Annotated in this window: 21 protein-coding genes; 14 read left to right on the top strand and 7 right to left on the bottom strand. The window is 68.0% G+C overall.

The genetic code is table 11. The annotated features are described in order from the left end of the window. Nucleotides 1-72 precede the first annotated feature (72 nt). Genes MARPU_RS02025 through MARPU_RS02040 form a run of 4 tightly spaced genes read right to left on the bottom strand, consistent with a single transcriptional unit; the run spans nt 73 to nt 4183 of the window. The gene (locus MARPU_RS02025) at nt 73-1533 is read right to left on the bottom strand and encodes a metallophosphoesterase (protein WP_005222355.1); all 1461 of its coding nucleotides are present in this window, start codon (nt 1531-1533) and stop codon (nt 73-75) included. After that, on the bottom strand, nt 1508-2167 hold the full coding sequence (locus MARPU_RS02030) for an ATP-binding protein (RefSeq protein ID WP_005222356.1): 660 nt from the start codon (nt 2165-2167) through the stop codon (nt 1508-1510). Before MARPU_RS02030 ends, MARPU_RS02025 begins: the two co-directional genes overlap by 26 nt. Nucleotides 2168-2191: 24 nt before the next feature. Next, nucleotides 2192-3457 carry an inorganic phosphate transporter gene (locus tag MARPU_RS02035; protein ID WP_005222362.1) on the bottom strand — a complete coding sequence of 422 codons (1266 nt, stop codon included), beginning with the start codon at nt 3455-3457 and terminating at the stop codon, nt 2192-2194. Nucleotides 3458-3502: 45 nt separating this feature from the next. Beyond that, nucleotides 3503-4183: a TIGR00153 family protein gene (locus tag MARPU_RS02040; RefSeq protein WP_005222363.1), complete on the bottom strand. Its 681-nt coding sequence runs from the start codon at nt 4181-4183 to the stop codon at nt 3503-3505. Between the two features lie 306 nt (nt 4184-4489). Between MARPU_RS02040 and MARPU_RS02045 the strand changes: the two genes are divergently transcribed. Continuing rightward, nucleotides 4490-5908 (top strand): HAMP domain-containing protein, encoded by a 1419-nt coding sequence (locus MARPU_RS02045; protein ID WP_005222365.1) that lies wholly within the window; start codon nt 4490-4492, stop codon nt 5906-5908. Here the strand turns inward: MARPU_RS02045 and MARPU_RS02050 are convergent. Together MARPU_RS02050 and MARPU_RS02055 are read right to left on the bottom strand one after the other, a co-directional pair. Next, a complete protein-coding gene (locus tag MARPU_RS02050; RefSeq protein WP_005222374.1) occupies nt 5901-7772 on the bottom strand; it encodes a GGDEF domain-containing protein in 1872 nt (623 codons plus the stop codon). The two genes, MARPU_RS02045 and MARPU_RS02050, sit on opposite strands and share 8 nt — an antisense overlap. After that, nucleotides 7769-9643: a methyl-accepting chemotaxis protein gene (locus MARPU_RS02055; protein WP_005222376.1), complete on the bottom strand. Its 1875-nt coding sequence runs from the start codon at nt 9641-9643 to the stop codon at nt 7769-7771. The genes MARPU_RS02050 and MARPU_RS02055 overlap by 4 nt, the downstream gene beginning before the upstream one ends. A 416-nt stretch (nt 9644-10059) precedes the next feature. Between MARPU_RS02055 and MARPU_RS02060 the strand changes: the two genes are divergently transcribed. Together MARPU_RS02060 and MARPU_RS02065 are read left to right on the top strand one after the other, a co-directional pair. Beyond that, nucleotides 10060-10638 (top strand): hypothetical protein, encoded by a 579-nt coding sequence (locus MARPU_RS02060; RefSeq protein ID WP_005222378.1) that lies wholly within the window; start codon nt 10060-10062, stop codon nt 10636-10638. Nucleotides 10639-11124: 486 nt separating this feature from the next. Continuing rightward, nucleotides 11125-11535, top strand: coding sequence for a bacteriohemerythrin (locus MARPU_RS02065; protein WP_005222380.1), 411 nt, complete (start codon nt 11125-11127; stop codon nt 11533-11535). Between the two features lie 6 nt (nt 11536-11541). On the opposite strand, the gene MARPU_RS02070 is transcribed toward MARPU_RS02065, so the two are convergent. Then, nucleotides 11542-12294 carry a TSUP family transporter gene (locus tag MARPU_RS02070; protein ID WP_005222382.1) on the bottom strand — a complete coding sequence of 251 codons (753 nt, stop codon included), beginning with the start codon at nt 12292-12294 and terminating at the stop codon, nt 11542-11544. Between the two features lie 425 nt (nt 12295-12719). Between MARPU_RS02070 and MARPU_RS02075 the strand changes: the two genes are divergently transcribed. From MARPU_RS02075 to dnaB, 11 genes are all read left to right on the top strand, one after another. Then, nucleotides 12720-13649 (top strand): ABC transporter ATP-binding protein, encoded by a 930-nt coding sequence (locus MARPU_RS02075; protein WP_005222383.1) that lies wholly within the window; start codon nt 12720-12722, stop codon nt 13647-13649. Between the two features lie 5 nt (nt 13650-13654). Further along, a complete protein-coding gene (locus MARPU_RS02080; protein ID WP_005222385.1) occupies nt 13655-14431 on the top strand; it encodes an ABC transporter permease in 777 nt (258 codons plus the stop codon). 427 nt (nt 14432-14858) lie between these two features. Beyond that, on the top strand, nt 14859-17234 hold the full coding sequence (gene mrcB / locus MARPU_RS02085; protein WP_005222388.1) for a penicillin-binding protein 1B: 2376 nt from the start codon (nt 14859-14861) through the stop codon (nt 17232-17234). Nucleotides 17235-17236: 2 nt separating this feature from the next. Next, on the top strand, nt 17237-18025 hold the full coding sequence (locus MARPU_RS02090; protein WP_005222390.1) for a tetratricopeptide repeat protein: 789 nt from the start codon (nt 17237-17239) through the stop codon (nt 18023-18025). Nucleotides 18026-18060: 35 nt separating this feature from the next. Further along, nucleotides 18061-19965 carry an ATP-dependent DNA helicase gene (locus MARPU_RS02095; protein ID WP_005222391.1) on the top strand — a complete coding sequence of 635 codons (1905 nt, stop codon included), beginning with the start codon at nt 18061-18063 and terminating at the stop codon, nt 19963-19965. A gap of 41 nt (nt 19966-20006) precedes the next feature. Then, on the top strand, nt 20007-20714 hold the full coding sequence (locus MARPU_RS02100) for a J domain-containing protein (RefSeq protein ID WP_005222392.1): 708 nt from the start codon (nt 20007-20009) through the stop codon (nt 20712-20714). A 394-nt stretch (nt 20715-21108) separates the two neighbouring features. After that, nucleotides 21109-21465 carry a 30S ribosomal protein S6 gene (gene rpsF / locus MARPU_RS02105; RefSeq protein WP_005222394.1) on the top strand — a complete coding sequence of 119 codons (357 nt, stop codon included), beginning with the start codon at nt 21109-21111 and terminating at the stop codon, nt 21463-21465. Between the two features lie 22 nt (nt 21466-21487). After that, nucleotides 21488-21712 (top strand): 30S ribosomal protein S18, encoded by a 225-nt coding sequence (gene rpsR / locus MARPU_RS02110; protein ID WP_005222396.1) that lies wholly within the window; start codon nt 21488-21490, stop codon nt 21710-21712. 62 nt (nt 21713-21774) lie between these two features. Then, nucleotides 21775-22683 (top strand): DUF2232 domain-containing protein, encoded by a 909-nt coding sequence (locus MARPU_RS02115; protein ID WP_005222408.1) that lies wholly within the window; start codon nt 21775-21777, stop codon nt 22681-22683. Between the two features lie 47 nt (nt 22684-22730). Beyond that, entirely contained in the window at nt 22731-23180 is a 450-nt protein-coding gene (gene rplI / locus MARPU_RS02120; RefSeq protein WP_005222409.1) for a 50S ribosomal protein L9, read from the top strand. Nucleotides 23181-23449: 269 nt separating this feature from the next. Beyond that, nucleotides 23450-24859: a replicative DNA helicase gene (gene dnaB, locus MARPU_RS02125; RefSeq protein WP_005222410.1), complete on the top strand. Its 1410-nt coding sequence runs from the start codon at nt 23450-23452 to the stop codon at nt 24857-24859. The last annotated feature ends 17 nt before the right edge of the window (nt 24860-24876 follow it).

Genomic DNA, 24876 nt, shown 5'->3' on the forward strand with positions numbered 1-24876 from the left:
CAGGTCGCGCGCCCTGGCGACCCCCGCATTATGACACCTGTTTGACGGAATCGTGACGACGCCGGGTCGGCCTCAGGTCGTGTCCGCGAAGTGGTTGTAGGCGGCCAGTAGCGGCTCGCTCGGATAGCGTAGCGGCAGCAGGTGCTTGCGCCCTCGGGTGATCACCCCGATCCAGTCGGGGTGGGCGCCGTAGAGTACATGGTGGTTGGCAATGCCGCCGGCGTCGAGCCAGCAGGTCTCATCCCGCGACAATGGGGTGTGGCCGACGATGCAAGGGGTCTGCTCGCGCACCCCGAGACAGCGTCGCAGCCGTGCCAGATCGCTGGCACCATAGCCCTTGGGCGAGTTGTTGCGGCGCAGCCGCACATGGGTGAGCTGATGGGCGAGGCGCGGGTGACGGTCGATCTCGACCAGCATCTGCCAGGTGCAGTAGCCGGTCGGCGGGCCGGCATGGCAGGCGATATAGCTGGGGGCGACGGCCACATAGGGCAGCAGCTCGTAGAAGCGGTGCATGGCGTCGCGATAGGCCTGACCCCGGCTGGCGATCAGATGCTGCTCCCAGACCAGCCCCTGGGGGATGCCGGCCTTGCTGATCTCGTCGGAGAAGCTGTCGTGATTGCCGCGCAGGTAGAACACCCGGTCGGGAAAGCGCACCTTAAGGCGGAAGATTAGCTCCATCATCAGCACCGAGTCCTCCATCTCCGCCTCGCGTCCCGGGGCGTCGGGCTGGACGGCGTCGCCGAGCAGGATCAACACCGCGCTGCCCTCGGCGAGCGCGTCGAGAAAACCGCCCTGGGTGAGCACCACTAGCAGGTTGTCGATGCGGGCATGGAGGTCGCCGACGAAGATCGGGCGTGGCCGCTCGGGCAGCGCCAGCAGCCCGCCGGGCCGATCGTCCGCGGTGCGCACCCGATAGGGCTCGGTGGCGAGCAGGGTGTTGACCCGCTCGAGCAGCGTCAGTGCCTCGGCGCCGGGCAGCGGTTCCAGCGGGCCGCGCAACAGGCCGTGCAGCTGGCCGAGCTGGCGCCGTCGCCAGCGCGCCATGCGCTCGCGCGTGCTGCGCGCGGTGAGTGGGGCGATACAGGCCGGAGCGCGGGTCGACTTGCGCTTGAGCGCCAGCCCCTTGGGCGAGAGCTTGAGCCGCAGGTGGCGCTCCTCGACCAGCTTGGGGTAGCGCAGCAGACGACGCTGGAGTTGATCGCGTCGCCCGAGGGTGAGCGCCTCGCCGTGATGGAGACGGAGGAAGCCGCTGATGTCGCTGAAGTACTCGTCGGGATCAAGCAACAGATAGTCGCCGCTGGGTTGGAGCTGGGCGCAGGCGTCGAAACACAGTTCCGGGTAGAGGTGCAGGCGATAGCCAGGTTCGCTGCCGAGCTGGATCTGCAGCGGCAGGGTCGGTGCGGGGATGCGCACCTTCTCGGTGCCGAGCCGCAGCGAGCCGCTGAGATCGACGTCCTCGCACCCCTCCAGTTCCTGGACCAAGCCGTGGAACTGCTGGAGGAAGGTCTTACGGGCGTTGCGTTTTGTCACCATGGCGCTGGGCCTCTGGAGTGATGGCGATCCGCTCCGGGATCGCCAGGGCGCGGGTGCGGACATGTACGATCATCCCGGCGCGATGAAGGATCATCGCCAGTCGCGCACAGGTCTCGACCTGGGCGTGGATCTGTTCGGGCTCGATGTGCTGATCGATCGGGTGGGTGCCGCGACGCGCGCGCGCGAGCCGATCGGCGACGATGGTCTCGGCAGCGGGGAGCAGGAACTCGAAGGCGAAGCGGTGGCGCCAGTCGATACCGAGCAGCGAGCGGCGTGGCGGCGGGATCTGGATCCGGGGCGGATCGAGCCGCAGTCGTGCCCAGCCCTCGAGCCAGGCGGTATCGAACAGCGCGAGCGCCTCGGGCTGGTCGACGAAGGGCAGCCCGAGATGGATCTCACGCGGGCGCAGGGCGAGCACCCGGTCGCGCCACCAGCCCTTGTGCGAGAGGTCGACATAGCCCTCGCCGGGCCAGCCGCCGAGGCGTTCGACCAGGGTGGTCTTGCCCGAACCGGGTGGGCCGGTCACCAGCAGCTGGCCGAAGCGGACCTCGGGCGAGAGCGGTACACCACGGATGTACACCGGCGACTCGACCGGGCGTAGTGGCAGCACCAGGCGACCGGTCGTGTCACTCATCGCGCCCGCCCCCGGGCTCGATCTCTAGCCGAAGATGCCTGCCAGCACATAGAAGAAGATCGCCGCGAGGATCGCCCCGGCGGGCAGGGTGATGATCCAGGAGAGCACGATGTTGCCGATCACCCGCAGGTCGAGCGCGGCGATCCCTCGCGAGAGCCCCACGCCCATCACCGCCCCGACAGCGATGTGGGTGGTCGAGACCGGCAGCCCGGTCTTGGAGGCGAGCACCACCACGCTGGCTGCGGCCAGGGTGGCGCTGAAGCCGCGCGTCGGGGTGAGTTCGGTGATCTTGGTGCCGATGGTCTGCATCACCCGATAGCCCATGGTCGCTAGGCCGACGACGATACCGACGCCGCCGAGGGCGAGGATCCACAGCGGCAGCGGGGCCTTAGCCATCACCTCGCCGCCGCTGTTGATGATCGCCACGATCGCCGCCAGCGGGCCGATGCCGTTGGCGACGTCGTTGGAGCCGTGGGCGAAGGCCATGGCACAGGCGGTGAACAGCATCATCGGTGTGAACACCCGCTCGACGCTGGCGAAGTGGAAGCTGCGATCGGCGTTGGGGTCGACCTCGACGCGGTCGATGAGCAACTTGCCGACGGCGGCGGTGGCCAGCCCGATCAGGGTCGCGGTGAGCAGGGTGGCCGACAGCGAGAGATGGAAGTCGAGGTGTTTGAGGCCCTTGAACAGGGTCACCAGGCTGACGATCCAGCCGACCAGGAAGACATAGACCGGTCCCCAGCGCTTGGCCTGACGGAAGGGATCCTCGGTATTGAGGATCAGCGTGCGGATGCTCAACATCAGCAGCAGTGCCACGGCGCCGCCGAGCACCGGCGAGATCACCCAGCTGGCGACGATCTGGCCGATCTTGTCCCAGTGCACGGCGTGGATGCCGATGCCGGCGACGGCGAAGCCGACGATGGCGCCGACGATCGAGTGGGTGGTCGAGACCGGCCAGCCGCGGGTCGAGGCGATCATCAGCCAGATCGCCGCGGCGAGCAGCGCCGCGAGCATGCCGAAGACCAGCAACTCCGGCTGGGTGGCCACCGCGCCGGCGTCGATGATGCCGCTGCGAATGGTCGAGGTGACGTTGCCGCCGGCGATGAAGGCGCCGGCGAACTCGAAGATGGCGGCGATCACGATCGCCTGCTTGACGGTGATGGCCCCGGAGCCGACCGATGTACCCATGGCGTTGGCGACGTCGTTGGCGCCGATGCCCCAGGTCATGTAGAGCCCGAATACGATGGCCAGGATCAGGAAGACCGATCCCCACTCACTGATGATTTCCACGCTTCCTCCAAAACGATGCCGGATGTGGCGGCGGGTCGATGCGCGTCAACGCGCGATAAGCAGTAGCAGGCGTTCGCCGACCTTCTCGGCGTGGTCGGCGAGGTCACCGATGCGCTCGATCAGGCGATACCAGAACACCACGGAGACCGGGTCGAGCTGGTCCTCGTGGGCGAACAGGGTGCGGTTGAGCGAGGCGACCAGGGTGTCGGTCTCGCTCTCGATGTCGCAGAGGGTCTCGACCATCTCCTCGACCCGCGCCGCCTCGCGGCCACGGAAACCGGTTTCGAGCAGCTCGTCGAGTTCGTCGACCACCCGGGTGGCCTGGGTGCAGGCGTCGATACAGCGGCGCACCAGCGTCATCAGCTCCGGCTGCATCACCCCGGGCAGAGGCATCTCGCGCTGCACCAGCACCCCGGCGATCTCCTGGGCGGTGTCGGCGATTGCATCCTGGGTCTCGAGCACCGCCAGCAGGTCGCGACGATCGACCGGCATGAACAGACTGCGCGGCAGGCGCAGGCGGATCCGGTTCTTGGCCTGGTCGGCGGCGTGCTCCTGGTCGACGATCGCCTGCTGGGCGCGCTCGAGGCGCTCGCGGTCACCCTCGAACAGGGCGGTGAACAGCTCCGGGAGCAGGGCGACGCAGGCATCGACCAGATGCATGTGCTCCTGCATCGGCTTGAACGGCGAGCGACCGAACAGATCGGCGATCGGGTTGCTGGGTTTCATGGTTTCATCCTCCTCGGCGGATGCGACGGGAGCGACCGGTATGGGCTGGGATTGATCATGGGTCGGGTGGTGCTGAATCGGTCGACGCTATCCTGCCGATGAACGGCGATCGCGCCGGACGGCGACTGGATGTCGCGACCAGGACGCGTCGAGCATTGGATGACATTCAGGTTACGGCCGGCGACATAGTGGCAAAAAACGGCTATCGGGTCGCCATCTTTTTGGTACAAGGTCGCGCATGATAGCGGGCCGCGTGGACATGGTCCGCGTTCTCCAGGTCATACGGTCGATGATGGAGGCGGTGCATTGAACCAGATTGCAGGTCGGTTGCGAATCGGCGAGAAGCTCGTCCTCGGCTTCGGGGCGGTGGCCCTGATTTTCCTCGCGGTGATCTGGCACGATCAGCGCAACCTGCGCGCGGTGCTCGAGCAACACCGCGATCTGCACGCGCTCGCCGCGATGCGCCAGGAGGCGGCCTTCGCCATCGAGCGTCACCTGATCGCGTTGCGCGACGCCGAGGCGCGGTTCCTCGCCGCGCGCGAGCCGGCACAGGCTGAACGGGTGCGGCGCGAGGGCGCGGCGCTGCTCGACTGGGGCGCGCGGCTGGCGGCGACCGACGCCCCAGCCGGCGCTGCCGCTGCGCGGATCCGCGCGGCGCTCTCCGACTATCTGGCGCGTTTCGGTGAGGTCGAGGCGGGCTGGCGCCGGCGCGGGCTCGATCACGACAGCGGTCTCCAGGGCGACTTCCGTGCCAGCGCCCACGCGCTGGAGGCGCGTCTGGGGCAATGGGTCCCGGCGCTCGAGCGTGAGCTGCTGCAGCTGCGTCGACGCGAGAAGGACTACCTGCTGCGCGGCGAGGCGGGCTATGCGGTGATGGTTGAGCGCATCGCCGAGACGCTGGCACAGGGTCTCGCCGCCGCTGACCTGGAGCGCGGGGCGCGTAGCAGCCTCGAGCAACTGCTCGGCGACTATCTGCGCGACTTCCGCGCGTTGCTTGAGCAGGATCGGCGGATCGCCGTGTTGCGCGAGCAGATGGACCAGGCCGCGGCTGCGGTCACGCCGTTGGTCGAGACCGCGCTCGCCGAGGCCCGTGCCCGGCTCGATGAGACGGTGCGGGGGATCGATGCGGCCTCGGCCGAGCGGGCGCGGCGCAGCCTCTATCTGGCGCTCATCGCCACCCTCGTCGGGACCCTGCTGGCGCTGGTGTTCACCGCGCGTCTGGTGCGCCCGGTGCGCGAGATGGCCGGGCTGCTCGATCGCCTGACCTATGAAAATCCCCACCAGCGCATCCCCACCCGTCCCGGCGCGCGCGACGAGATCGACGCCATGGCCTGCTCGCTCAATGCCTTGGCCGATCATCGTGCGACCTTCGCGCATTGGTGGCGCAACGCCATGGCCGAGGCGGTCGCGTTGCGCGACCTGCAGCTGGCCGCGACCCCGGAGTCAGAGGACACGACGCGCGCGCGGCTGCGACGCACCATCCGCGAGCGTGCCCGGCGGTTGCGGACGGTGCGCGCACGCTGCATGCAGCAGCTCGAGCGTATCCGCACCCTGGCGCGTGCCCCGGTGGCGGCGAGCCGCGCCGAGCGCAGGCGCGAGCGGGCGACGCTGCGGCATGCCAGCGAGTCGCTGGCGACGCTGTTGCAGCTGCTCGACGAGCCGCTGCCCGACCCGGTTCACAACGAGGCGGAGCGCACCACGAACGGCGACGAGCGCGCTAGTTGAGCGCCGCCAGATAGGGGTTGGGGAAGAGCCCGGCGCGCCGTTTCCCGGGGGGGGTGGTATGTCTGGCGCGGAGATGGCGCGATCCGTGCGGACCGACGAACAACCCGGACGCGCTGGCCTTGGCGCGATGCTTGAGTTCGGCGATGGTCTGACCGAGCTGCTCGACGCTGCCGTGGTGATCGCCGGGGCGGATGGTCAGCAGTGCGGCGCTGCAACGCATCAGCGCGGCGCGGCGCGGGGTGCCGTCGCGGTCGTGGGCGTGGATACAGCCGCGGGCGCGATCCTCGGGATCGTAGAGGCTCTGCACGTCAGAGCGGAACTTGGCGAGCAGCTGCTCGATGCGGCGGACCACGACGCCGGACTCGACATCGGCGATGCCGGCGAAGAAGTCGTCGCCACCGATATGGCCGATGAACCAGTGCTCGGGACCGAGCAGCTTGCGCAGCAGTTCGGCGAACATCAGGATCGCGCGGTCGCCGCGGCGAAAGCCGTAATGGTCGTTGAAGGCCTTGAAGTTGTCGAAGTCGAGATAGACCAGGTGCCAGGTGCGGTGCCGCTCGCCGAGTGCGTGTGAGACATAGGCATAGACCGGGTTGTTGCCCGGCAGCCGGGTCAGCGGGTTCTGCTCGCGGGCGGCGGCGAGGTTCTTCTGCTCGATTAGCTGGAGCAGCGCGGTCGCCGAGATGAAGCCGTGATAGCGCGCGTCGCGGGTGAGGATCAGCCCCGCGGGGTTGACGTCGGCGCAGTAGGCGCCGAGCAACCGCTCGGCCGAGTCGTGGATGTCGACCGTCGGGCAGGGGCGCAGGAAGTCGTGCAGGCTGCGTCCGAAGGCACGATTGAGCAGCAGGTCGCGACCATAGTTCGAATAGAGCACATCCTTGATGTCGGCCTCGTGGATCAGCCCGAGCGGGCGCTCGGCGTGATCGACCACCGGCAGTACATGGTGCGTGCGGTCGTGACGGAAGGCCTCGATCATCGCGCCGATCTCGGCATCGACCGGTAGTGGCCGGATCGGTTCGATACAGGCGGCGATCAGACTGCGATCGTCATCGGTGCGTCGCCGGTCGCTGGCGTTGACCCTGGCGATCCCACGGTAGCGGGTGCGCAGCGCGCGGTGATCGGTCTGCGGGCGGGCGACCAGATAGCCCTGCACCAGGTCGCAGCCGACTTCGCGACAGGCGAGCAGCTCGCGCTCGGTCTCCACCCCCTCGGCGATCACCGCGATGCCCATCACATGGGCCAGCTGCACGGTGCTGGCGACGAACAGGCGCTTCTTGTGGTCGTCGGCGATGCCGCTGACGAAGAAGCGGTCGATCTTGAGCAGCTCCGGCGGGTGCTCGTAGAGCAGTCGCAACCCGGCATAACCACTGCCGAAATCGTCGATGGCGAGATGGAAGCGGTGACGGCGATAGGCGGCGATCACCTCGGCCACTCGTGGGCTGGCGGTGAGGTCGGCGCGCTCGGAGAGTTCGAAGCAGACCGCCTCGGGTGGCAGGCCGTGTTGTTCGAGCAGGCGCAGGGTGTGGCCCGGATCCTCGAGTTCGATCAGCTGCGGGTCGAGATTGAAGAACAGCCGGTAACGCGACGCCTCGGGCAGCGCGGCGAAGCTGGCGATCGCCAGGGTCCGCAGCTCACGATCGAGCGCCGCGGCGCAGCCGAGTCGCCAGGCGTGTTCGAGCAGTGCCGGGACGGTGTCGAAGCCGAGTCGGTCGATCCCGCGCAGCAGCGCCTCGTAGCCGTAGACGCAACCGGTGTGGATGTTGACGATCGGCTGCAGCGCGTAGCGCAGTGTGTCGCTGGCCTGCGCGAGCCAGGTCTCGGCGGCTGCGGGGGCGCTCGGCTGGCGATGGGTACGCTGATTCATCCCTGGACCCGGAAGAAGGTGACGCGTTCGGTGAGGCCTTGCGACAGGTTGCTGAGGTGGTGGCTGTGGGCGAAGCCGTCGTTGGCCGCCTCGGCGCTCTCGCGCGCGAGCAGGGTGATGCGCTCGAGCGCGCGGGTGACCTCCTCGGCCATCCGGCTCTGTTCGTCGGCGGCCTGGGAGATCTGCTCAGTCATCTCGGTCAGCTGCTCGAGCGAGCCGTAGAAGCCGTCGAACTCCTCGGCCGCGTCGCGGTAGCGCGCGATGCTCTCGCGGGCGCGGTCGCGGTTGTCGTGGATCACGCTCACCGCCTCCTCGGCGCTCGACTGCAACGAGCCGATCAGTCCCTCGATCTCGCCGATCGACTGCTCGGTGCGCTGTGCGAGCTGGCGCACCTCGTCGGCGACGACCGCGAAGCCGCGACCGTGCTCGCCGGCGCGCGCAGCCTCGATCGAGGCGTTGAGCGCGAGCAGGTTGGTCTGCGCCGAGATGGTGCGGATCACCTCGAGCACGTTGCCGACCGACTGGCTGTGTCCGGCCAGTCCGTCGACGACCTCGGCGGCGTGACCGATCTCCTCGGTGAGCTGTTCGACCACTGCCGTGGTCTGCTCGAGGATCTGCCGTCCGGCGTCGATCCGCGCCCGCGCCTCGCCTGTCGCGTCGGCCGCTGCGGTGGTGTGCTCGGCGACCTGATGGGCCGAGAACGCCAGCTGGTTGATGGCATCGTCGACCTGGTGGGTCTCGGCACGCTGGCGGTCGAACTGTCCCTTGCTCTGTTGCGACAGGTTGGCCATGTCGCCGGCCGAGGCGTGCAGCTCGTGGCTGGCCTGGTGGAGGTGGGAGATGATGTCGCGCATGCGCTCGGTCATCGCCTGCAGCGCCGTCATCAGCTGGCCGACCTCGTCGTTGCGGGCGTGTGGGAAGCGTGCGTTGAGATCGCCCTCGGCGAGCGCCGAGACCGTCTCCAGCGCCGTGCCGAGCGGGCGCAGCGCGTGCTTGACGTAGAGAAAGATGCCGCCGCTGGCGAGCGCCAGCACCAGCGTCAGCGTGCCGTAGGCGGCGAGTTGCAGGCGTTGCTCGGCATGATAGGCGGTGCTCTGGTCGGCGATGGTCGTCAGGTGGGCGATCGGAGCCTCGTCGATGCCGAGGATCGGGCGGGTGGCCACGCCATAGACCCCGCCATCGGTGATGCGGCGCGAGAGGCCGTGCTCGGTGAGTGGTTGCGCCGGCGGTGCGGTCGTCTCGTACAGCGCGGGATCGGTGCCGGCGAGCATGCGGCCGTCGGCATCGCTGAGATAGACCTCGGCGCCGTCGATTCGCCTGAAGCGTGTCAGCGCATCGCCGAGTGCGCGCTCGAACAGCGCGACCCCGACCAGCTCGTGCCGGAACTCCAGTGGGAGCGCATGGAGCGCCATCGGGATGCCCTCGGCACCGAGGTCGATGCCTTGCTGCGCGGCTCCGGCGCTGGCCGCGCGCTGGGCCAGGCGCACGCCGGCCTCGGGCGCGCGGGTATGCGCCGCGGGGGCGAGCAGCAGCGTGCCATCGCCGTCGAGCAGATAGAGCTGGTCGAAATAGCCGAGATCGCCGAGCAGGTTGAGCAGTGAGTCGCGCGCGCGCTCCAGCGCCTCGCGGTCACCGGACCTGAGTGCCTGGCGCAAGGGGAAGTCGCGCGCGATCTCATCGACCCCGCCGGCCATGTGCTCGAGCAGTTGCTCGCTCACCATCCGCCAGACCATGCCCTTGCCGGTGTCGATCGCGTCGGCGACGCGCGTCTCGAGCTGGGTCTGGTTGAACTGCGCGATCAGAGTCAGGGCGCCTGCGACGAGCAGGGTGACGAGAATGGCAACGAGAGTGACGCTGCGTCTGATAGTCATTATGTCGAGGTCGGGTACGTCAAAGGGAGCGCGGACATCGACTGGCGCGAAGTCTTTGGCGTGACAGGCGTGGCGCAGGATGTTCGCGATGCCGCGATCATCGACCGGGGGTCGGAGGATCGGATCAGCGGCGCAAGTACACCAGAGAAAGGTGAATATCCGATGACGAATCCTTGGGGACACGAGGCGTTCAGCGAGCAGAGGATTGAACCGCCGAACCGCCAAGATAGCGTCTTGCCCGTCAATCGCCGATCCTGCACACCAGCCTCCCCGACTGGAGGCTGAATGCTGATCGCTGGAAGCCGTTCTTGTCCTTGCACGCTGCTCCAGCTCTCGTGACCCAACAGATCGGGCGTCCTCGCCGAGTGGACGATTGCCTGCCCGCGTGCGGATGCATTCCCGTAGAATGCCCGAGCATGAACAAGAACGATCTGAAACTCCCCAAGACCTACAAGACGCTGCTGATGCTGGCCCTGGTGTTCGGGCCGTTCTTCTGGCTGAGCTTTACCGAGGATGGTAAACGTCGCACCGACCTGGCGTTGATGTACGTGCTCGGCAAGAGCGAGTTCAACGCCGCGATCGAGGCCTTCGACAGCGCTCTGACCGAGGCGCGGTTGCGCGAGACCTTCGCGGATCTCGAGCTGCAGTGCGCCGATGGTCCCAACCCCTATGGCGACCGGTTGTGCGGCGCCCCGATCGGCAGCTTCAACCAGATGCCGGCCTCGGCGGTGACCTTCTTCTTCCGCGACGGTCAGCTGCGTGCGACCAAGCTGGTCTATCGCCGCGCCTATCATCGACAGCTCGGTGATTGGATCGCCGCTCGGGTCGCGACGCGTGGCGACAGCCTGCACCGCGAGGGCGAGGTCCGCGACAGCGGCGGGGTGCGTCAGCTGGCGGTGGCCGACGGCGCGATCTTCCTGCGCGACGGCGAACTCGGCAAGGACGAGGAGCCCGCGCTGCTGTGGTTGTCCCAAGCGGCACTCGCCGGGCGCTGAGCCGCGATCAGCCACCAGCCATCAGGGTTGAACCGCAAAGCCGCGAAACACGCACAATGAATGACGTGTGATGTCGGCGCGAGGCCACAGGCGGCACGGGTCCGCACTCACTGGTGGCTGATCGCTGGCGGCTTATTCCCCTTTGCGCCCTTCGCGCCTGCACGGTTCAATCCCCTGGTCGCTGGTCGCTGGTCGCTGGTCGCTGGTCGCTGGTCGCTGGTCGCTGGTCGCTGGTCGCTGGTCGCTGGTTTTCCGCCGAGCACGCCGCGCTTCGCCCGGCCTACGGGTCTGAAGACCGTTCACTTGCTTTGCGCCCTTCGCGCCTTCGCGGTTCAATCCATGCTGGCGGCTGGCGGCTGGCGGCTGGCGGCTGGCGGCTGGCGGCTGGCGGCTGGCGGCTGGCGTCGTCCTCGGCTACAGTCGGCGTTTGTTTCGGCGTGGCCCCGGCCGCCACGTCCGCTCCGTGTCATCCCACAGGTATTCCCCATGCTGAAAGAATGGTCCGACGTCTATTCCATCGGTATCCCCGAGATCGACGAGCAGCATCGCTGCTTCTTCGCGGCCTCGCACCGGCTCTACAACGAGATCCTCGATCGCAAGGGCAAGGAGGCGGTCGAGGGGGCCGTGTCCTTCATGCGTGAGTACGCCGAGCGCCACTTCTCTACCGAGGAGGCGTTCATGACCGAGCACGGCTACCCGGACCTCAAGGATCACCTACAACAGCATGCTGCCTTCTTTCGCCGGCTCGATATCCTCGAGCAGGAGCTGCAGATGTTCGGTCCCACCCAGGACCTGGCCGAGCGTGCGCTCGACATCACCCAGGACTGGCTGATCGACCACATCGCCGATGAGGACATGCTCTACTCTCTCCATATCAAGAGCGGCAACGCGGCCTGAGCCCGTTCAGCCGAGCACCTGTTCCCACAGCAGCCGCGCCGAGATCGCGATCGACACCACCACCAGGATCGGGCGCACCAGCGCGGCGCCGTGACGCAGCACCAGATGAGCGCCGATCCAGGCGCCGACCAGCTGTCCGCCGGCCATCACCAGCGCGATCTCCCAGAGCACGTGGCCGCCGCTGACGAACAGGAGCAGCGCGGCGAGGTTGCTGGTGAAGTTGAGCAGCTTGGTGTGCGCCGTCGCCCGGCGCAGGTTGTAGCCGAGCAAGGATACATAGGCGATGGCGAAGAAGGTGCCGGTGCCAGGCCCGAAGACGCCGTCGTAGAAGCCGACCCCGAGACCGATAGTGAGCGCGAAGGCGCCGTGGCCGATGCGCTGGTGCGAGTCGATGTCGCTGACCCGGGGCGAGAACCAGAAATAGAGCGCGAAGCCGATCAGCAGCAACGGGATGGCGTGCTCGAGCGCGGTGGCGTCGATGTGTTGCACCAGCACCGCGCCGGCTGCGGCGCCGATGAAAGTGAGGAGCACCGCGGGTAGCGCCTCGCGCAGCGCGATGGCGCCGCGACGGATGAAATGGATGGTTGCGGTGGCGCTGCCGAAGACCGCCTGGGCCTTGTTGGTCGCCAGGGCCTCGACCGGGCCGAGTCCGGCCCAGAGCAGCGCCGGGATGGTGATCAGTCCGCCGCCGCCGGCGACGGCGTCGACGAGGCCGGCGGCGAGCGCCACCGGCAGCAGCCAGAGTGCGGTATCGAGCATGGCGTGAGGCGTGGGGCAAACGCTTCATTATCGCCGCTCGGCGCTAGAGCGTCAGCCGCCGTCGAGCGGCCAGTTTCCGGCCGCCAGCGACCAGAATAGAGTGAACCACCAAGGCGCCAAGAACGCGAAGATGAGGAAGGGCTTCCAGCCGCCAGCCTCCGGTGAGGGGGCAGGGTTGTCTCGTCGCGTCGCGGTTGACCGCATCGACACTGGAGGCTGTTTGCTGAAGGCTGGTCGCTTTCTTCGTGTCCTTTGGGTCTTTGCGGTTCAATCGCCCTGGCGACTGGCGGCGCTGCTTGCGAGCGCGCGGCCCGCGCCGCTAGAGTAGTCGGTTATCCAGATCCGCCGGCCCGGTCGTTGGCGGGTCGCCTCGCGCGGATCGTCGATCCGCCGCTCATTCGGTCGCAATCCGTCAGACTTCCATCATGCTCGCACTCGATGTCCAGCAACTCACCAAGACCTACAAGGGCGGCTTCCAGGCGCTCAAGGGGGTCGACCTGACGGTCGAGGAGGGTGACTTCTTCGCGCTGCTCGGCCCCAACGGGGCCGGCAAGTCGACCTTCATCGGCATCCTCTCGTCGCTGGTCAACAAGAGCAGCGGTCGGGTCAGCGTCTTCGGTCACGATCTCGATCACGACCCCGAGCGGGTGAAGTCGTGCATCGGCCTGGTGCCGCAGGAGTTCAACTTCAACCTCTTCCTGCCGGTGTTCGAGGTGGTGCTCAACCAGGCGGGTTATTACGGCATCCCGCGGCGCGAGGCCAAGGTGCGCGCCGAGCGCTATCTGCGCCAGCTCGATCTCTGGGATCGGCGCGACACCGAGATGCGCCGACTCTCCGGCGGGCTCAAGCGCCGGCTGATGATCGCCCGCGCACTGGTGCACCAGCCGCGGCTGCTGATCCTCGACGAGCCGACCGCCGGGGTCGACATCGAGATCCGTCGCTCGATGTGGTCCTTCCTGCGCGAACTCAACGCCGAGGGCACCACCATCATCCTCACCACCCACTATCTGGAGGAGGCCGAGAGCCTCTGCCGCAACATCGCCATCATCCAGCACGGCGAGCTGGTCGAACGCTCGACCATGGGGGCGCTGCTCGGCAAGCTGCACACCGAGACCTTCGTGCTCAACCTCAAGGGGCAGGTCAGCGAGCTGCCCGAACTCGGCGGCTTCGTCCTCCAGCATCTCGACGACTGCACCCTGGAGGTGGAGATGAACCGCGATCACACCATCAACGGGCTGTTCGAGGCGCTCTCGCGCAACGGCATCGAGGTGATCAGTCTGCGCAACAAGCAGAATCGGCTCGAACGACTGTTCCTCGACATGGTCGAGCGCCGTCCCGCCGACGAGGGGGTCTGAGCATCATGGTCGAGACCTATCGCTACTGGATCACCTTCCAGACCATCTTCACCAAGGAGATCCTGCGCTTCTCGCGGATCTGGGTGCAGACCATCCTGCCCTCGGTGATCACCACTACCCTGTATTTCGTGATCTTCGGTCGGCTGATCGGTGAGCGCATCGGCGAGATGGACGGGGTCGCCTATCTGGAGTTCATCGTCCCCGGTCTGGCGCTGATGAGCGTGATCACCAACGCCTATTCCAACGTCGTCTCGTCCTTCTACAGCAGCAAGTTCTCGCGCTATATCGAGGAGCTGTTGGTCTCGCCGGCGCCCAACTGGGTGATCCTCGCCGGCTATGTCGCCGGCGGCGCGGCGCGCGGTATGGTGGTGGGCGTGGCGGTGATGGTGGTGGCGATGCTGTTCACCGACATCGAGGTGCACAGTTATGGCGTCACCCTGCTGGTGTTCCTGATGACCGCGGTGCTGTTCGCGCTCGGCGGCTTCATCAACGCGGTCTATGCCAACAGCTTCGACGACATCTCGATCATCCCCACCTTCGTGCTTACCCCGTTGACCTATCTCGGTGGGGTCTTCTACTCGATCGAGCTGCTGCCGGAGTTCTGGCAGGGGGTGTCGATGGCCAATCCGGTGCTCTACATGGTCAATGCCTTCCGCTACGGTCTGCTCGGCATCAGCGACATCCCGCTCGGCACCGCCTTTGCGATGATCGCCGCCTTCATCGTCGCGCTTGCCGCCTACAGCCTGCACCTGCTGCGCCGCGGCATCGGGATCAAGAACTGAGCCGTCGGGGGCGGCTCGGCTTGCAGCGGCCAGAAGGTTGAACCGCCAAGGCACGAAGGGCGCAAAGAAAGCGACCAGCCTTCAGCAAGCAGCCTCCAGTATCGGTTTGCGATCAACTGCGGCGGTACGAGGCAATCCAGCCTCCTCACCTGGAGGCTGGCAGCTGGAAGCCCTGCTTCTCTTCGCGTCCTTCGCGCCTTGGCGGTTCAATCTCTCCCGCTGGCCGCTGGCCGCTGGCCGCTGGCCGCTGGCCGCTGGCCGCTGGCCGCTGGCCGCGCGCAGTTGTGCGCCGCCGCCGCAAATGGGACCATAAGCAACTGATTACAGCGAGACTCAGGACAGCCCGTGCCCGCGATGCCCCGATCCCAGCAGCCGAATCCCGTCCAGTCGATCCGCCGCGCCGTGGCGCGGCGGTGGGGCTGAGTCCATGGCTGCGACCCGCAAGACCCGTCGTCGTCCGCCGCGCAAGCGTAGCGGCAAGGTCCTCGGTTTCCTGATCCGGGTGGGGCTGTTGCTCGCGCTCGCCGTCGGGCTCGGCGCCACCCTCTACGGCATCCATCTCGATCGGGTGGTGCGCGCCAAGTTCGAGGGTCAGCGCTGGGCGTTGCCGGCGCGCGTCTATGCCCGTCCGCTGGAGCTTTATGCCGGGCGTCAGCTCACCGCCGATGAGTTCGAGCAGGAGCTGCAGCGGCTCAACTATCGCCGCCTCGCCACGCCCGACAGCCCCGGCAGCTATGACCGTGACGGCGAGCAGCTGGTGCTGCGTACCCGCCCCTTCCGCTTCTGGGACGGGCGCGAGTCGAGCCGTGGCCTGCGGGTGCGCTTCGACAATCACCGGGTGAGCGCGGTGGAGGCCGTCGACGGCGGTCCCGATCCGGCGCTGGTGCGGCTCGATGCGATGCTGATCGCGAGCATCTACCCGACCCACAACGAGGACCGTATCCTGGTGCGGCGCAAGGAGCTGCCCGAGCTGCTGGTGCACACCCTCTATGCGGTCGAGGATCGCAGCTTCGAGCGCCACCTCGGGGTCGACCCGCGCGGTATCGCCCGCGCCGCCTACAGCAACCTGATGGCCGGCGGTGTGGTCGAGGGGGCCAGTACCCTGACCCAGCAGCTGGTGAAGAACTTCTATCTCTCCGCCGAACGCACCCTCGAGCGCAAGCTCAAGGAGGCGTTCATGGCGGTGCTGCTCGAGCGCCGCTATACCAAGGGCGAGATCCTCGAGGCCTACGCCAACGAGATCTATCTCGGTCAGGACGGCAGCCGCGCGATCCACGGCTTCGGGCTGGCCAGTCGCTTCTATTTCAACAAGTCGCTGGCCGATCTCGATGTCGCCGAGACCGCGCTGCTGGTCGGCATGGTGCAGGCGCCCTCGAGCCTCGATCCGCGACGTCGTCCCGAGGCGGCGCTCAAGCGGCGTAATCTGGTGCTCGACGTCATGGTGCGCGACGGCGTGGTCGATGCCGCCACCGCCGCCGCGGCCAAGGACGCGCCGCTCGGGGTGGTCGACGGCGGCGGGCGTCCGGCCGGTGAGTATCCGGCCTTCATCACTCTGGTGCGGCGTCAGCTGCAGCGCGACTATCGCGACGAGGACCTGCGCTCCGAGGGGCTCAACATCTTCACCACGCTCGATCCGCTGGTCCAGACCACGGTCGAGCGTTCGGTGCCGGAGCGCCTGGGGGCGATCGAGTCGGCGCGCGGCAAACGCAAGGGCTCACTGGAGGCCGCGGCGGTGGTCACCTCGGTCGCCCAGGGCGAGGTGCTGGCACTGGTCGGCGGACGCGATTCGGCCTATGCCGGATTCAATCGTGCGCTCGACTCGGTGCGCTCGATCGGCTCGCTGGTCAAGCCGGTGGTCTATCTCACTGCGCTCACCCACCCCGAGCGCTACAGCCTCTCGACCATCATCGAGGACAAGGCGGTGAGCATCCCCGACGGCACCGGGTCGCGCTGGGAGCCGAGCAACTACAGCCATCGCGTTTATGGCAAGCTGCCGCTCTACGAGGGGCTGGTGCGCTCGCTCAACCTCGCCACCGTCAATCTCGGTATGGATCTGGGCGTCGACGAGGTGGTCGACAATCTCTATCGGCTCGGTGCCCAGCGGCGTATCTCGGCGGTGCCGGCGATGCTGCTCGGCGCGGTCAACCTCTCGCCGCTGGAAGTCGCCCAGGTCTACCAGTCGATCGCCGCCGGCGGCTATCGCTCGCCGTTGCGCGCGATCCGCGAGGTGGTCGACGCCGAGGGGCGCCCGCTCAACCGCTATCCGCTCGCCGTCGAATCCGTGGTCGATCCGCACGCCGCCTATCTCACCACCTGGGCGATGGAGCGGGTGGTCGAGCGCGGTACCGCCGCTTGGCTGGGGCGTCAGCTCCCTGATGGCATGAGCATGGCCGGCAAGACCGGTACCACCAACGGGCTGCGCGACAGCTGGTTCGCCGGCTTCTCGGGCGACAAGGTCGCCGTGGTCTGGGTCGGTCGCGATGACTTCAAGCCGATGGGGCTGACCGGGAGTAGCGGCGCGTTGCGGGTGTGGGGCGACTTCATGCTCAAGCTCGAGAACGAGCCGCTGGCGCCGCTGCGCCCGGAAGGCGTGGTGACAGCGCAGGTTTGCGATGGCGCCGAGATGCCTTATGTCGCCGACTATGTCCCGAGCGCCGACAGTTGCGGTGGCGACGAGTCGGCCGAGCAGCAGGAGGGCGAGGCCGTGGCCGAGGGGCCGACGCAGGATGAACCGCCTGCGCAGCCCCAGCGTTCACGCCCCGCCAGGGAACAGAACCTCTTCATGAGCGATTTCTACGACTGACGATGCGAGCCTTCATCATCCTGATCGCCGGCCTGGCGCTGAGTGCCTGCGCCGGCCAACCCCGTCAGGGGGATCCCGCCCCCGTGGTTCGGGTGACACCACGTCCCGAGCAGGCGCCGACCCCGGAGTCGGCCGAGTCCGCCGCCGAGGAGTCGGCGGTCCCGGAGCCGCAGACCGAGGTCTATGCCTATCGCGACCCGGCGCAGCTGCCGGCGTCCGAGGTGGTTGCCGAGCCAGGTCCGACCGGCTCTGGTGTGCCGGCGCTGGTCTCCGAGGCGCCGACCCAATCTCCGGTGCCGATGCCGGCACCGGTCGAACAGCGCCCGAGCGCCCCGAGCGCGCGTCCGAGCGCGCCTGCGGCGATCACGCCGCCACCGCCGGAGGCGCCGCGCACCGCTGCGGTGACCTCGCCTCAGCAGCCGCCGGTGCAACCGGCGCCCGCGCCGATCTCCTCGGTGACCGCGCCCGAGCTGCCCGCCGCCGCCGAGGCCCTGGCGCGACAGGCCGAGCGTCAGCGTCAGTCCGGGGACTATGCCGGCGCCGCCGCCTCGCTCGAGCGCTCGCTGCGCATCGCGCCCAAACAGGCCTATCTGTGGAATCGGTTGGCGCGGGTGCGACTCGAGCAGGGACAGACCGGACAGGCCGGCAATCTCGCCTCGCGCTCCAACAACCTCGCCGGTGATGATGCTGCGGTGCGTCGTGACAACTGGCTGATCATCGCCGATGTGCGACGGCGTGCCGGTGACGCCGCCGGTGCGAGCGAGGCCGAGCGTCGCGCCAGCGGCGGTTGAGCGCGACGGGCACGGCGACGGCCAGGGTGGACCGCATGGAGCTTGCGCGGGTCTTCGGCGACGACGGGCCGTTGAGCGCCCGCGTGCCGGGGTTCCGGACGCGTCAGCCGCAGCGCGAGATGGCCGAGCGGGTCGGCGCTGTGATCGACGGCGGCGGGGTGCTGGTGTGCGAGGCCGGCACCGGCACCGGCAAGACCTTCGCCTATCTGGTCCCGGCGATCCTCTCCGGGCGCAAGGTGCTGATCTCCACCGGTACCCGCAACCTCCAGGACCAGCTCTTCCATCGCGACCTGCCGCTGATCCGCGACGCCCTCGGCCTGCCGTTGCGCGCCGCCCTGCTCAAGGGGCGGGCGAACTATCTCTGCGTCCACCGCCTGGGGCTCGCGCTCGACGAGCCGGGGCGTCACGATCGGGTGTTGCGCGCACACCTCGAGCAGGTGCGCGACTGGTCGGCTAATACCCGCAGCGGTGACATCGCCGAGCTGCCGCTCCCGGACGAGAGTCCGGTGTGGCCGCTGGTGACCTCGACCACCGACAACTGTCTCGGCCAAGAGTGTCCGCAGTGGCAGTCCTGCCATCTGCTCGCCGCCCGGCGCGAGGCCCAGGCCGCTGACCTGGTGGTGGTCAACCATCATCTGTTCTGTGCCGATCTGGCACTCAAGGACGAGGGTTTCGGCGACATCCTGCCCGGCGCCGACTGCTTCATCCTCGATGAGGCCCACCAGCTGCCCGACACCGCCTCGACCTTCTTCGGCATGGCGCTGAGCAGCCGTCAGCTGCACGATCTGCTGCGCGACACCGAGCTGGAGTACCAGCGCGAGGCGGGCGACGTCCCCGAGCTGCTGGAGCACTGCGCCCGGGTGCGCCGGGTGCTGCAGGACTTGCGCCTGGCGCTCGGCAGTGGCGAGCGGCGCGGTCCCTGGGAGGCGCTCGGGGAGGAGCCTGCGGTGCTGCGTGCGCTCGATACCCTGGTGCGTCGCCTGACCGCACTCGGTGCGGGACTCGACGCGCTCGGCGGGCGGGGCAAGGGGCTGGATGCCTGCGCCGAGCGCGCCACCGAGCTGCTGGCGCGGCTGCAGACTCTGCTCGGTGAGCCCGACGAGCGGGTGGTGCGCTGGTTCGAGACGCAGGGGCGTGGTTTCCGTCTGCACCAGACCCCGCTCGAGGTCTCCGGGGTGTTCCGTGCCCAGATGGCGCGGCCCGGCACCGCCTGGGTGCTGACCTCGGCGACCCTGGCCGTGGGCGACGACTTCGGTCACTTCGTCCGCCGGCTCGGGCTCGACGAGGCCGAGACCGCGCGCTGGGAGAGTCCCTTCGACTACTCCAGCCAGGCACTCTGGTTCGTCCCCCGCGGTCTGTCCAAGCCCTCGGAACCGGACTACAACCAGCGGGTGCTGGCGCTCGCCCGCGAGGTGATCGGCTACAGTCGTGGACGCGCCTTCCTGCTGTTCACCAGTCACCGGGCGTTGCGCGAGGTCGCCGCCGGGCTGGTCGGGCAGATCGACTATCCGTTGCTGGTGCAGGGGCAGGCGCCGCGCGGCGAGCTGCTCGAGCGTTTTCGCGAGCTGGGAAACGCGGTGCTGCTCGGCACCTCGAGCTTCTGGGAGGGGGTCGACGTGCGTGGCGAGGCGCTCTCCTGCGTGCTCATCGATCGGCTGCCCTTCGCCTCGCCCGGCGACCCGGTGCTCGCCGCGCGCATCGAGGCGTTGCGCCAGCGCGGCGGCAACCCGTTCCGCGACTACCAGTTGCCGCAGGCGGTGATCGCGCTCAAGCAGGGGGCGGGGCGACTGATCCGCGGCAGCGAGGACCGTGGCGTGCTGGTGGTCTGTGACCCGCGACTGCTCTCGCGTTCCTACGGGTACGCCTTTCTCGACAGTCTGCCGCGCACGGCGCGTACCCGCGACATCGCCGATGTGCGGGAGTTCTTCGCCGCTGATTGAGTCTGACTCGTGCGGACGACACCCCGAACCGAGGAGGATGCATGGCCCGTCTGTTGGTCCTGATCGCACTGCTGGCCCTGTCGTGGTGGGTCTGGCGCTGGTTCGTGCGCACGCCGGCGCCGGAGGTCGCGCGCGTGCTGCGTGGCTGGGTGTTGTGGGGCGTGGTCGGATTGCTGGTGGTGGCCGCCGCCACCGGCCGACTCAATCCGCTGTTCGCCGCGCTCGGCGCGGCCCTCCCGGTGCTGGCCCGTTTCGCCCATCTGGCGCGTCTGTTGCCCCTGTTGCAGCGTGTCCTGGCCGCGTTGGGGATCGGGCGTGTCGATCAGGGGCCGAGGTTGCACAGCCGCTATCTCGAACTCGAACTCGACGCGCATGGTGGTGCGCTCGACGGTCAGGTGCTCGACGGTCCCTTCGCCGGGCGACGACTGAGCGCGCTCGATCGCGAGGCATTGGCGCGGATGCTCGAGTTCTATCGTGAATCCGACGCGGAATCGGCGCGGCTGCTCGAGGCCTATCTCTCCCGGGCGCGCGGTTGGAGCGGGGCGGGCGGCGGCAGCGGTGGCGCCGGCTCGGGACGACCGAGCCCGAGCGAGGCGCGCGCCATCCTCGGGCTCGGCGCGGACGCAGGGCCGGACGAGATCCGCGCCGCCCACCGTCGGCTGATGCAACGTCTGCATCCCGACCGCGGCGGCTCCGACTACCTGGCCGCGCGCATCAACGCCGCCAAGCAGGTGCTGCTCGAGGAGTAGCGGCCAGCGACCGGAAGACTGAACCGCCAAGCCGCAAAGAACGCAAAGGGGTGTTCAAGTTGTCACCAACCGGCCGCCGGTGGTCGCCTGTCCTCAACCGCTGGGCCAAGGACGTGCGCACCGGTTGATGACGGCAAACCGTGTTGTTGTCGAGGGCGCACACCCACTGGCGACTGGAGGCTGATCGCTGGAGGCGCTGCTCTTCTTTGCGACCTTGGCGCCTTGGCGGTTCAATCCCCCGTCGGCTCTTTCCCCCGACCAATCTTTCGTTTCCAAAGCCCCCTGATTTTGCGTACAATGATCGATTCTCCGTATCCTCGAAGATACTCCTTGCCTCACCGTCTCGGCGCCGAGTCTGCGCGGCGGGAGGCTGTCCAATCCGTAAGGAGCCAAGATGCGACACTACGAAGTGGTTTTCCTGGTGCACCCGAGCCAGAGTGAGCAGGTGCCCGGCATGGTCGAGCGTTACAAGACCAACCTCGAGAAGCGCGGTGGTCAGATCCACCGTCTCGAGGACTGGGGCCGTCGTCCGCTGGCCTACCCGATCAACAAGGTGCACAAGGCACACTATGTGCTGATGAACGTCGAGTGCGATCAGGAAGCGATCGACGAACTCGAGAGCGCCTTCCGTTTCAATGACGCAGTGCTGCGCAACATGATCATCCGTCGTGACAGCGCCGTCACCGAGGCCTCGCCCCTGGCCAAGACCGAGGGCGAGGACGAGGGCGCTTCCAGCAAGCGCGACGACTGATCACTAGGCACTGGAGAACATCATGTCCCGATTCTTTCGACGCAAGCGTTACTGCCGGTTCACCGCTGAAGGCATCACCGAGATCGACTACAAGGATCTCAACCTGCTGAAGGCCTATGTCAGCGAGTCCGGCAAGGTCGTGCCCAGCCGCATCACCGGTACCTCGGCCAAGTACCAGCGCCAGCTCGCCCAGGCGGTCAAGCGCGCGCGCTACCTGGCCCTGCTGCCCTACACCGACGGTCATTGATCCGGCGCGTCGTGGCGCCGCTCGGTTGAGACCGGTGGCGGCACGGCTGCAGGTCTGATGCGATGAAGTCACTGGCGAGTTTCATCATGCGCGGCCCCTCGCAGGCTGCGCTGGTGGCTGCCACCTCGGCCCTGCTGTCGGTGATGATCCCGGTGTTCGGGGTCGTCGCCGCAGCGGCCGTGGGCCTGGTGACCCTGCGCAACGGCGCGCGCGGCGGTGCCCTGGTGGCGCTGTTCGCGACCCTGGGGGCGGGACTCTTCTACGGTCTCGTGTTCGGGACCCCGCTGCTGGTGCTCGGGGTGCTGCTGCTGTTCTGGGTGCCGATCTGGGGACTGGCGCTGGTGCTGCGCTACAGCCGATCGCTGGCGCTCACGGTCGAGTCCGCGAGCCTGCTGGTGATGCTCGGTCTGGTGGTGGTCTACGCCGTCGTCGGCGACCCCGCCGCCTTCTGGGCGCGGCTGCTCGAGCTGATGCGCGAGGCGGCGCTGGCCGCCCAGCCCGATGGCGCGGCGGCCAGCGCTGCGCTGTTCGGCGAGCTGGCGCGATGGATGACCGGGGCCTTCGCCATGGCGCTGACCTTCCAGGTCGTGCTCGCCCTGTTCCTCGCCCGCTGGTGGCAGGCGCAGCTCTACAACCCGGGCGGTTTCGGCGAGGGCTTCAGGGCCTATCGCCTGCACCGCGCCTTCGCGCTGCTGGCGTTGTTGCTGATCGCCGGCTGGGCGCTGGTGCGAGGCCCGGGGCTGCTCGCCGATCTCGCGCTGGTCGCCGGGGTAGGGCTGTTGCTCCAGGGCCTGGCGGTGGTCCACCAGCTGCGTGTCCAGCGTGGCTCGGGGACGGGCTGGCTGGTGCTGCTCTATGTGCTGCTGGTGCTGTTGCCGCAGGTGGCGGTGGTGGTCGCCGCGCTCGGTCTGCTCGATGTCTGGGTGGACATCCGCGCCCGGGCAGCGCGCCTGCCCTCGCGTCGGCGCTGAGGCTTGAATCGCATGCAGACGACGAACGATTTAAGAGGAAATATCACGTGGAACTCATTCTGCTGAAGAACGTTGGTGGTCTTGGCTCGCTCGGAGACAAGGTCAATGTGCGTCCGGGCTACGGTCGTAACTACCTGGTGCCGCGCGGCTTCGCCGTGGTCGCCACCGCCGAGAACCTGGAGGCCTTCGAGGCGCGTCGCGCCGAACTCGAGCAGCTCGCCGCCGAGCAGCTGGCCGCCGCCGAGGCGCGCAAGGCCGAACTCGAGGAGATGCGTGTGACCGTCGCCCGCAAGGCCGGTGACGAGGGTCGTCTGTTCGGCTCGGTCGGCACCGCCGATATCGCCGAGGCGGTCACCGCAGCCGGTATCGCGCTCGACAAGTCCGAGGTGCGTCTGCCCAACGGCGCCTTCCGCGCCACCGGTGAGTACGAGGTCGCGCTGCACCTGCACGCCGATGTCGATACCACCATCATGGTCGACGTCGTCCCGGAAGACTGAGTCCGCCGCTCGCTCTGCCCTCACCGGGGCCTGTGCGTGGATACAGGGGCGCTTTGCGCCCCTGTGTTGTCTCTGCGCCATCGTGCTGTCGTTGCTGTCCCGCGCGCCTGCTCTGGGCGGCCTTGGATGGTCGCGGACCACGCTTGCCAACGCCTGGTGCATGACACCACAATCAGGGCGTCCGAGCCCCGCTCGAACGACACGCCAGCGGATCCTGATCAACCTCCCCGAGCGTCGCCGAGCCGGTTATCCTTTCCTCCGGGGGCCTCATGTTCGACCCTGATACCGAAGAGCTTGCCGCGCTCGCCGCCGAGGGTGGCATGGATCGGGTGCGGGTGCCGCCGCACAACCTCCACGCCGAGCAGTCGTTGCTCGGTGGTCTGATGCTCGACAACAGTGCCTGGGATCGGGTCGCCGATGTGGTCTCGGCCCCCGACCTGTATCGGCGTGAGCACCGCTTGATCTTCCAGTCGATCGCTCGGCTCGCCGAATCCGACCAGCCCTTCGACGTCGTCACCCTCGCCGAGACCCTGGAGCGCTCCGAGCAGCTCGAGGCCGCCGGCGGGCTGTCCTATCTCGCCACCCTGGTCAACGAGACCCCGAGTGCGGCGAACATCAAGGCCTATGCGCAGATCGTGCGCGACACCTCGGTGTTGCGTCAGATGATCGCCGCCGGTACCGCGATCGCCGACAGCGGTTACGACAGCCAGGGGCGTCCGGTCACCGAGCTGCTCGACGACGCCGAGCGTCAGGTGTTCGAGATCGCCGAGCAGCAGGCGCGCGGCGGCGGTGGTTTCCAGCCGATCAAATCGTTGCTCAACCTCGCCGTCGAACGGATCGACACCCTCTATCAGAGCGATGAGCCGATCACCGGCCTGGCCACCGGGTTCACCGACTTCGACGGTATGACCTCCGGTCTGCAGCCCTCGGATCTGGTGATCGTCGCCGGGCGACCGTCGATGGGCAAGACCACCTTCGCGATGAACATGGCCGAGCACGTCGCCATCCAGTCGAAGCGCCCGGTGGCGGTGTTCAGCATGGAGATGCCGGGCGACTCGCTGGCGATGCGCATGATGTCCTCGCTCGGGCGCATCGATCAGCACCGGGTGCGGACCGGCAAGCTCGAGGACGACGAGTGGCCGCGGTTGACTTCGGCGGTCAATATCCTCGCCTCGGCGAAGATGTTCATCGACGACACACCGGCGCTGTCGCCGACCGAAGTGCGCGCGCGCGCGCGCCGGCTCAAGCGCGAACAGGACGACCTGGCGCTGATCGTGATCGACTATCTGCAGCTGATGCAGGCTCCGGGGGTGGGGGAGAACCGCGCCACCGAGATCTCGGCGATCTCGCGCTCGCTCAAGGCTCTGGCCAAGGAACTCGACGTCCCGGTGATCGCGCTCTCGCAGCTCAACCGCAGTCTCGAGCAGCGTCCCAACAAGCGCCCGGTGATGTCCGACCTGCGTGAGTCGGGCGCCATCGAGCAGGATGCCGACCTCATCGTGTTCATCTATCGCGATGAGGTCTATCACGAGGACACCCCCGACAAGGGGATTGCCGAGATCATCATCGGCAAGCAACGTAACGGCCCGATCGGCACCACCCGGCTGACCTTCCTCGGCAAGTACACCAAGTTCGAGAACTATATCGGCAGCTATTACGGCGAGGACGACGACGGCTGACCCCGGAGCGCGAAGAT

The sequence above is a fragment of the Marichromatium purpuratum 984 genome (genome assembly GCF_000224005.2).
GTDB classification, from domain to species: domain Bacteria; phylum Pseudomonadota; class Gammaproteobacteria; order Chromatiales; family Chromatiaceae; genus Marichromatium; species Marichromatium purpuratum.

Excerpts from the sequence above, each read along its gene's own strand:
- MARPU_RS02025 (WP_005222355.1), bottom strand. The coding sequence starts at position 1,533 with ATGGTGACAAAACGCAACGCCCGTAAGACCTTCCTCCAGCAGTTCCAC.
- MARPU_RS02030 (WP_005222356.1), bottom strand. The coding sequence starts at position 2,167 with ATGAGTGACACGACCGGTCGCCTGGTGCTGCCACTACGCCCGGTCGAG.
- MARPU_RS02040 (WP_005222363.1), bottom strand. The coding sequence starts at position 4,183 with ATGAAACCCAGCAACCCGATCGCCGATCTGTTCGGTCGCTCGCCGTTC.
- MARPU_RS02050 (WP_005222374.1), bottom strand. The coding sequence starts at position 7,772 with ATGAATCAGCGTACCCATCGCCAGCCGAGCGCCCCCGCAGCCGCCGAG.
- MARPU_RS02055 (WP_005222376.1), bottom strand. The coding sequence starts at position 9,643 with ATGACTATCAGACGCAGCGTCACTCTCGTTGCCATTCTCGTCACCCTG.
- MARPU_RS02060 (WP_005222378.1), top strand. The coding sequence starts at position 10,060 with ATGAACAAGAACGATCTGAAACTCCCCAAGACCTACAAGACGCTGCTG.
- MARPU_RS02065 (WP_005222380.1), top strand. The coding sequence starts at position 11,125 with ATGCTGAAAGAATGGTCCGACGTCTATTCCATCGGTATCCCCGAGATC.
- MARPU_RS02070 (WP_005222382.1), bottom strand. The coding sequence starts at position 12,294 with ATGCTCGATACCGCACTCTGGCTGCTGCCGGTGGCGCTCGCCGCCGGC.
- MARPU_RS02075 (WP_005222383.1), top strand. The coding sequence starts at position 12,720 with ATGCTCGCACTCGATGTCCAGCAACTCACCAAGACCTACAAGGGCGGC.
- MARPU_RS02080 (WP_005222385.1), top strand. The coding sequence starts at position 13,655 with ATGGTCGAGACCTATCGCTACTGGATCACCTTCCAGACCATCTTCACC.
- mrcB (WP_005222388.1), top strand. The coding sequence starts at position 14,859 with ATGGCTGCGACCCGCAAGACCCGTCGTCGTCCGCCGCGCAAGCGTAGC.
- MARPU_RS02090 (WP_005222390.1), top strand. The coding sequence starts at position 17,237 with ATGCGAGCCTTCATCATCCTGATCGCCGGCCTGGCGCTGAGTGCCTGC.
- MARPU_RS02095 (WP_005222391.1), top strand. The coding sequence starts at position 18,061 with ATGGAGCTTGCGCGGGTCTTCGGCGACGACGGGCCGTTGAGCGCCCGC.
- MARPU_RS02100 (WP_005222392.1), top strand. The coding sequence starts at position 20,007 with ATGGCCCGTCTGTTGGTCCTGATCGCACTGCTGGCCCTGTCGTGGTGG.
- rpsF (WP_005222394.1), top strand. The coding sequence starts at position 21,109 with ATGCGACACTACGAAGTGGTTTTCCTGGTGCACCCGAGCCAGAGTGAG.
- rpsR (WP_005222396.1), top strand. The coding sequence starts at position 21,488 with ATGTCCCGATTCTTTCGACGCAAGCGTTACTGCCGGTTCACCGCTGAA.
- MARPU_RS02115 (WP_005222408.1), top strand. The coding sequence starts at position 21,775 with ATGAAGTCACTGGCGAGTTTCATCATGCGCGGCCCCTCGCAGGCTGCG.
- dnaB (WP_005222410.1), top strand. The coding sequence starts at position 23,450 with ATGTTCGACCCTGATACCGAAGAGCTTGCCGCGCTCGCCGCCGAGGGT.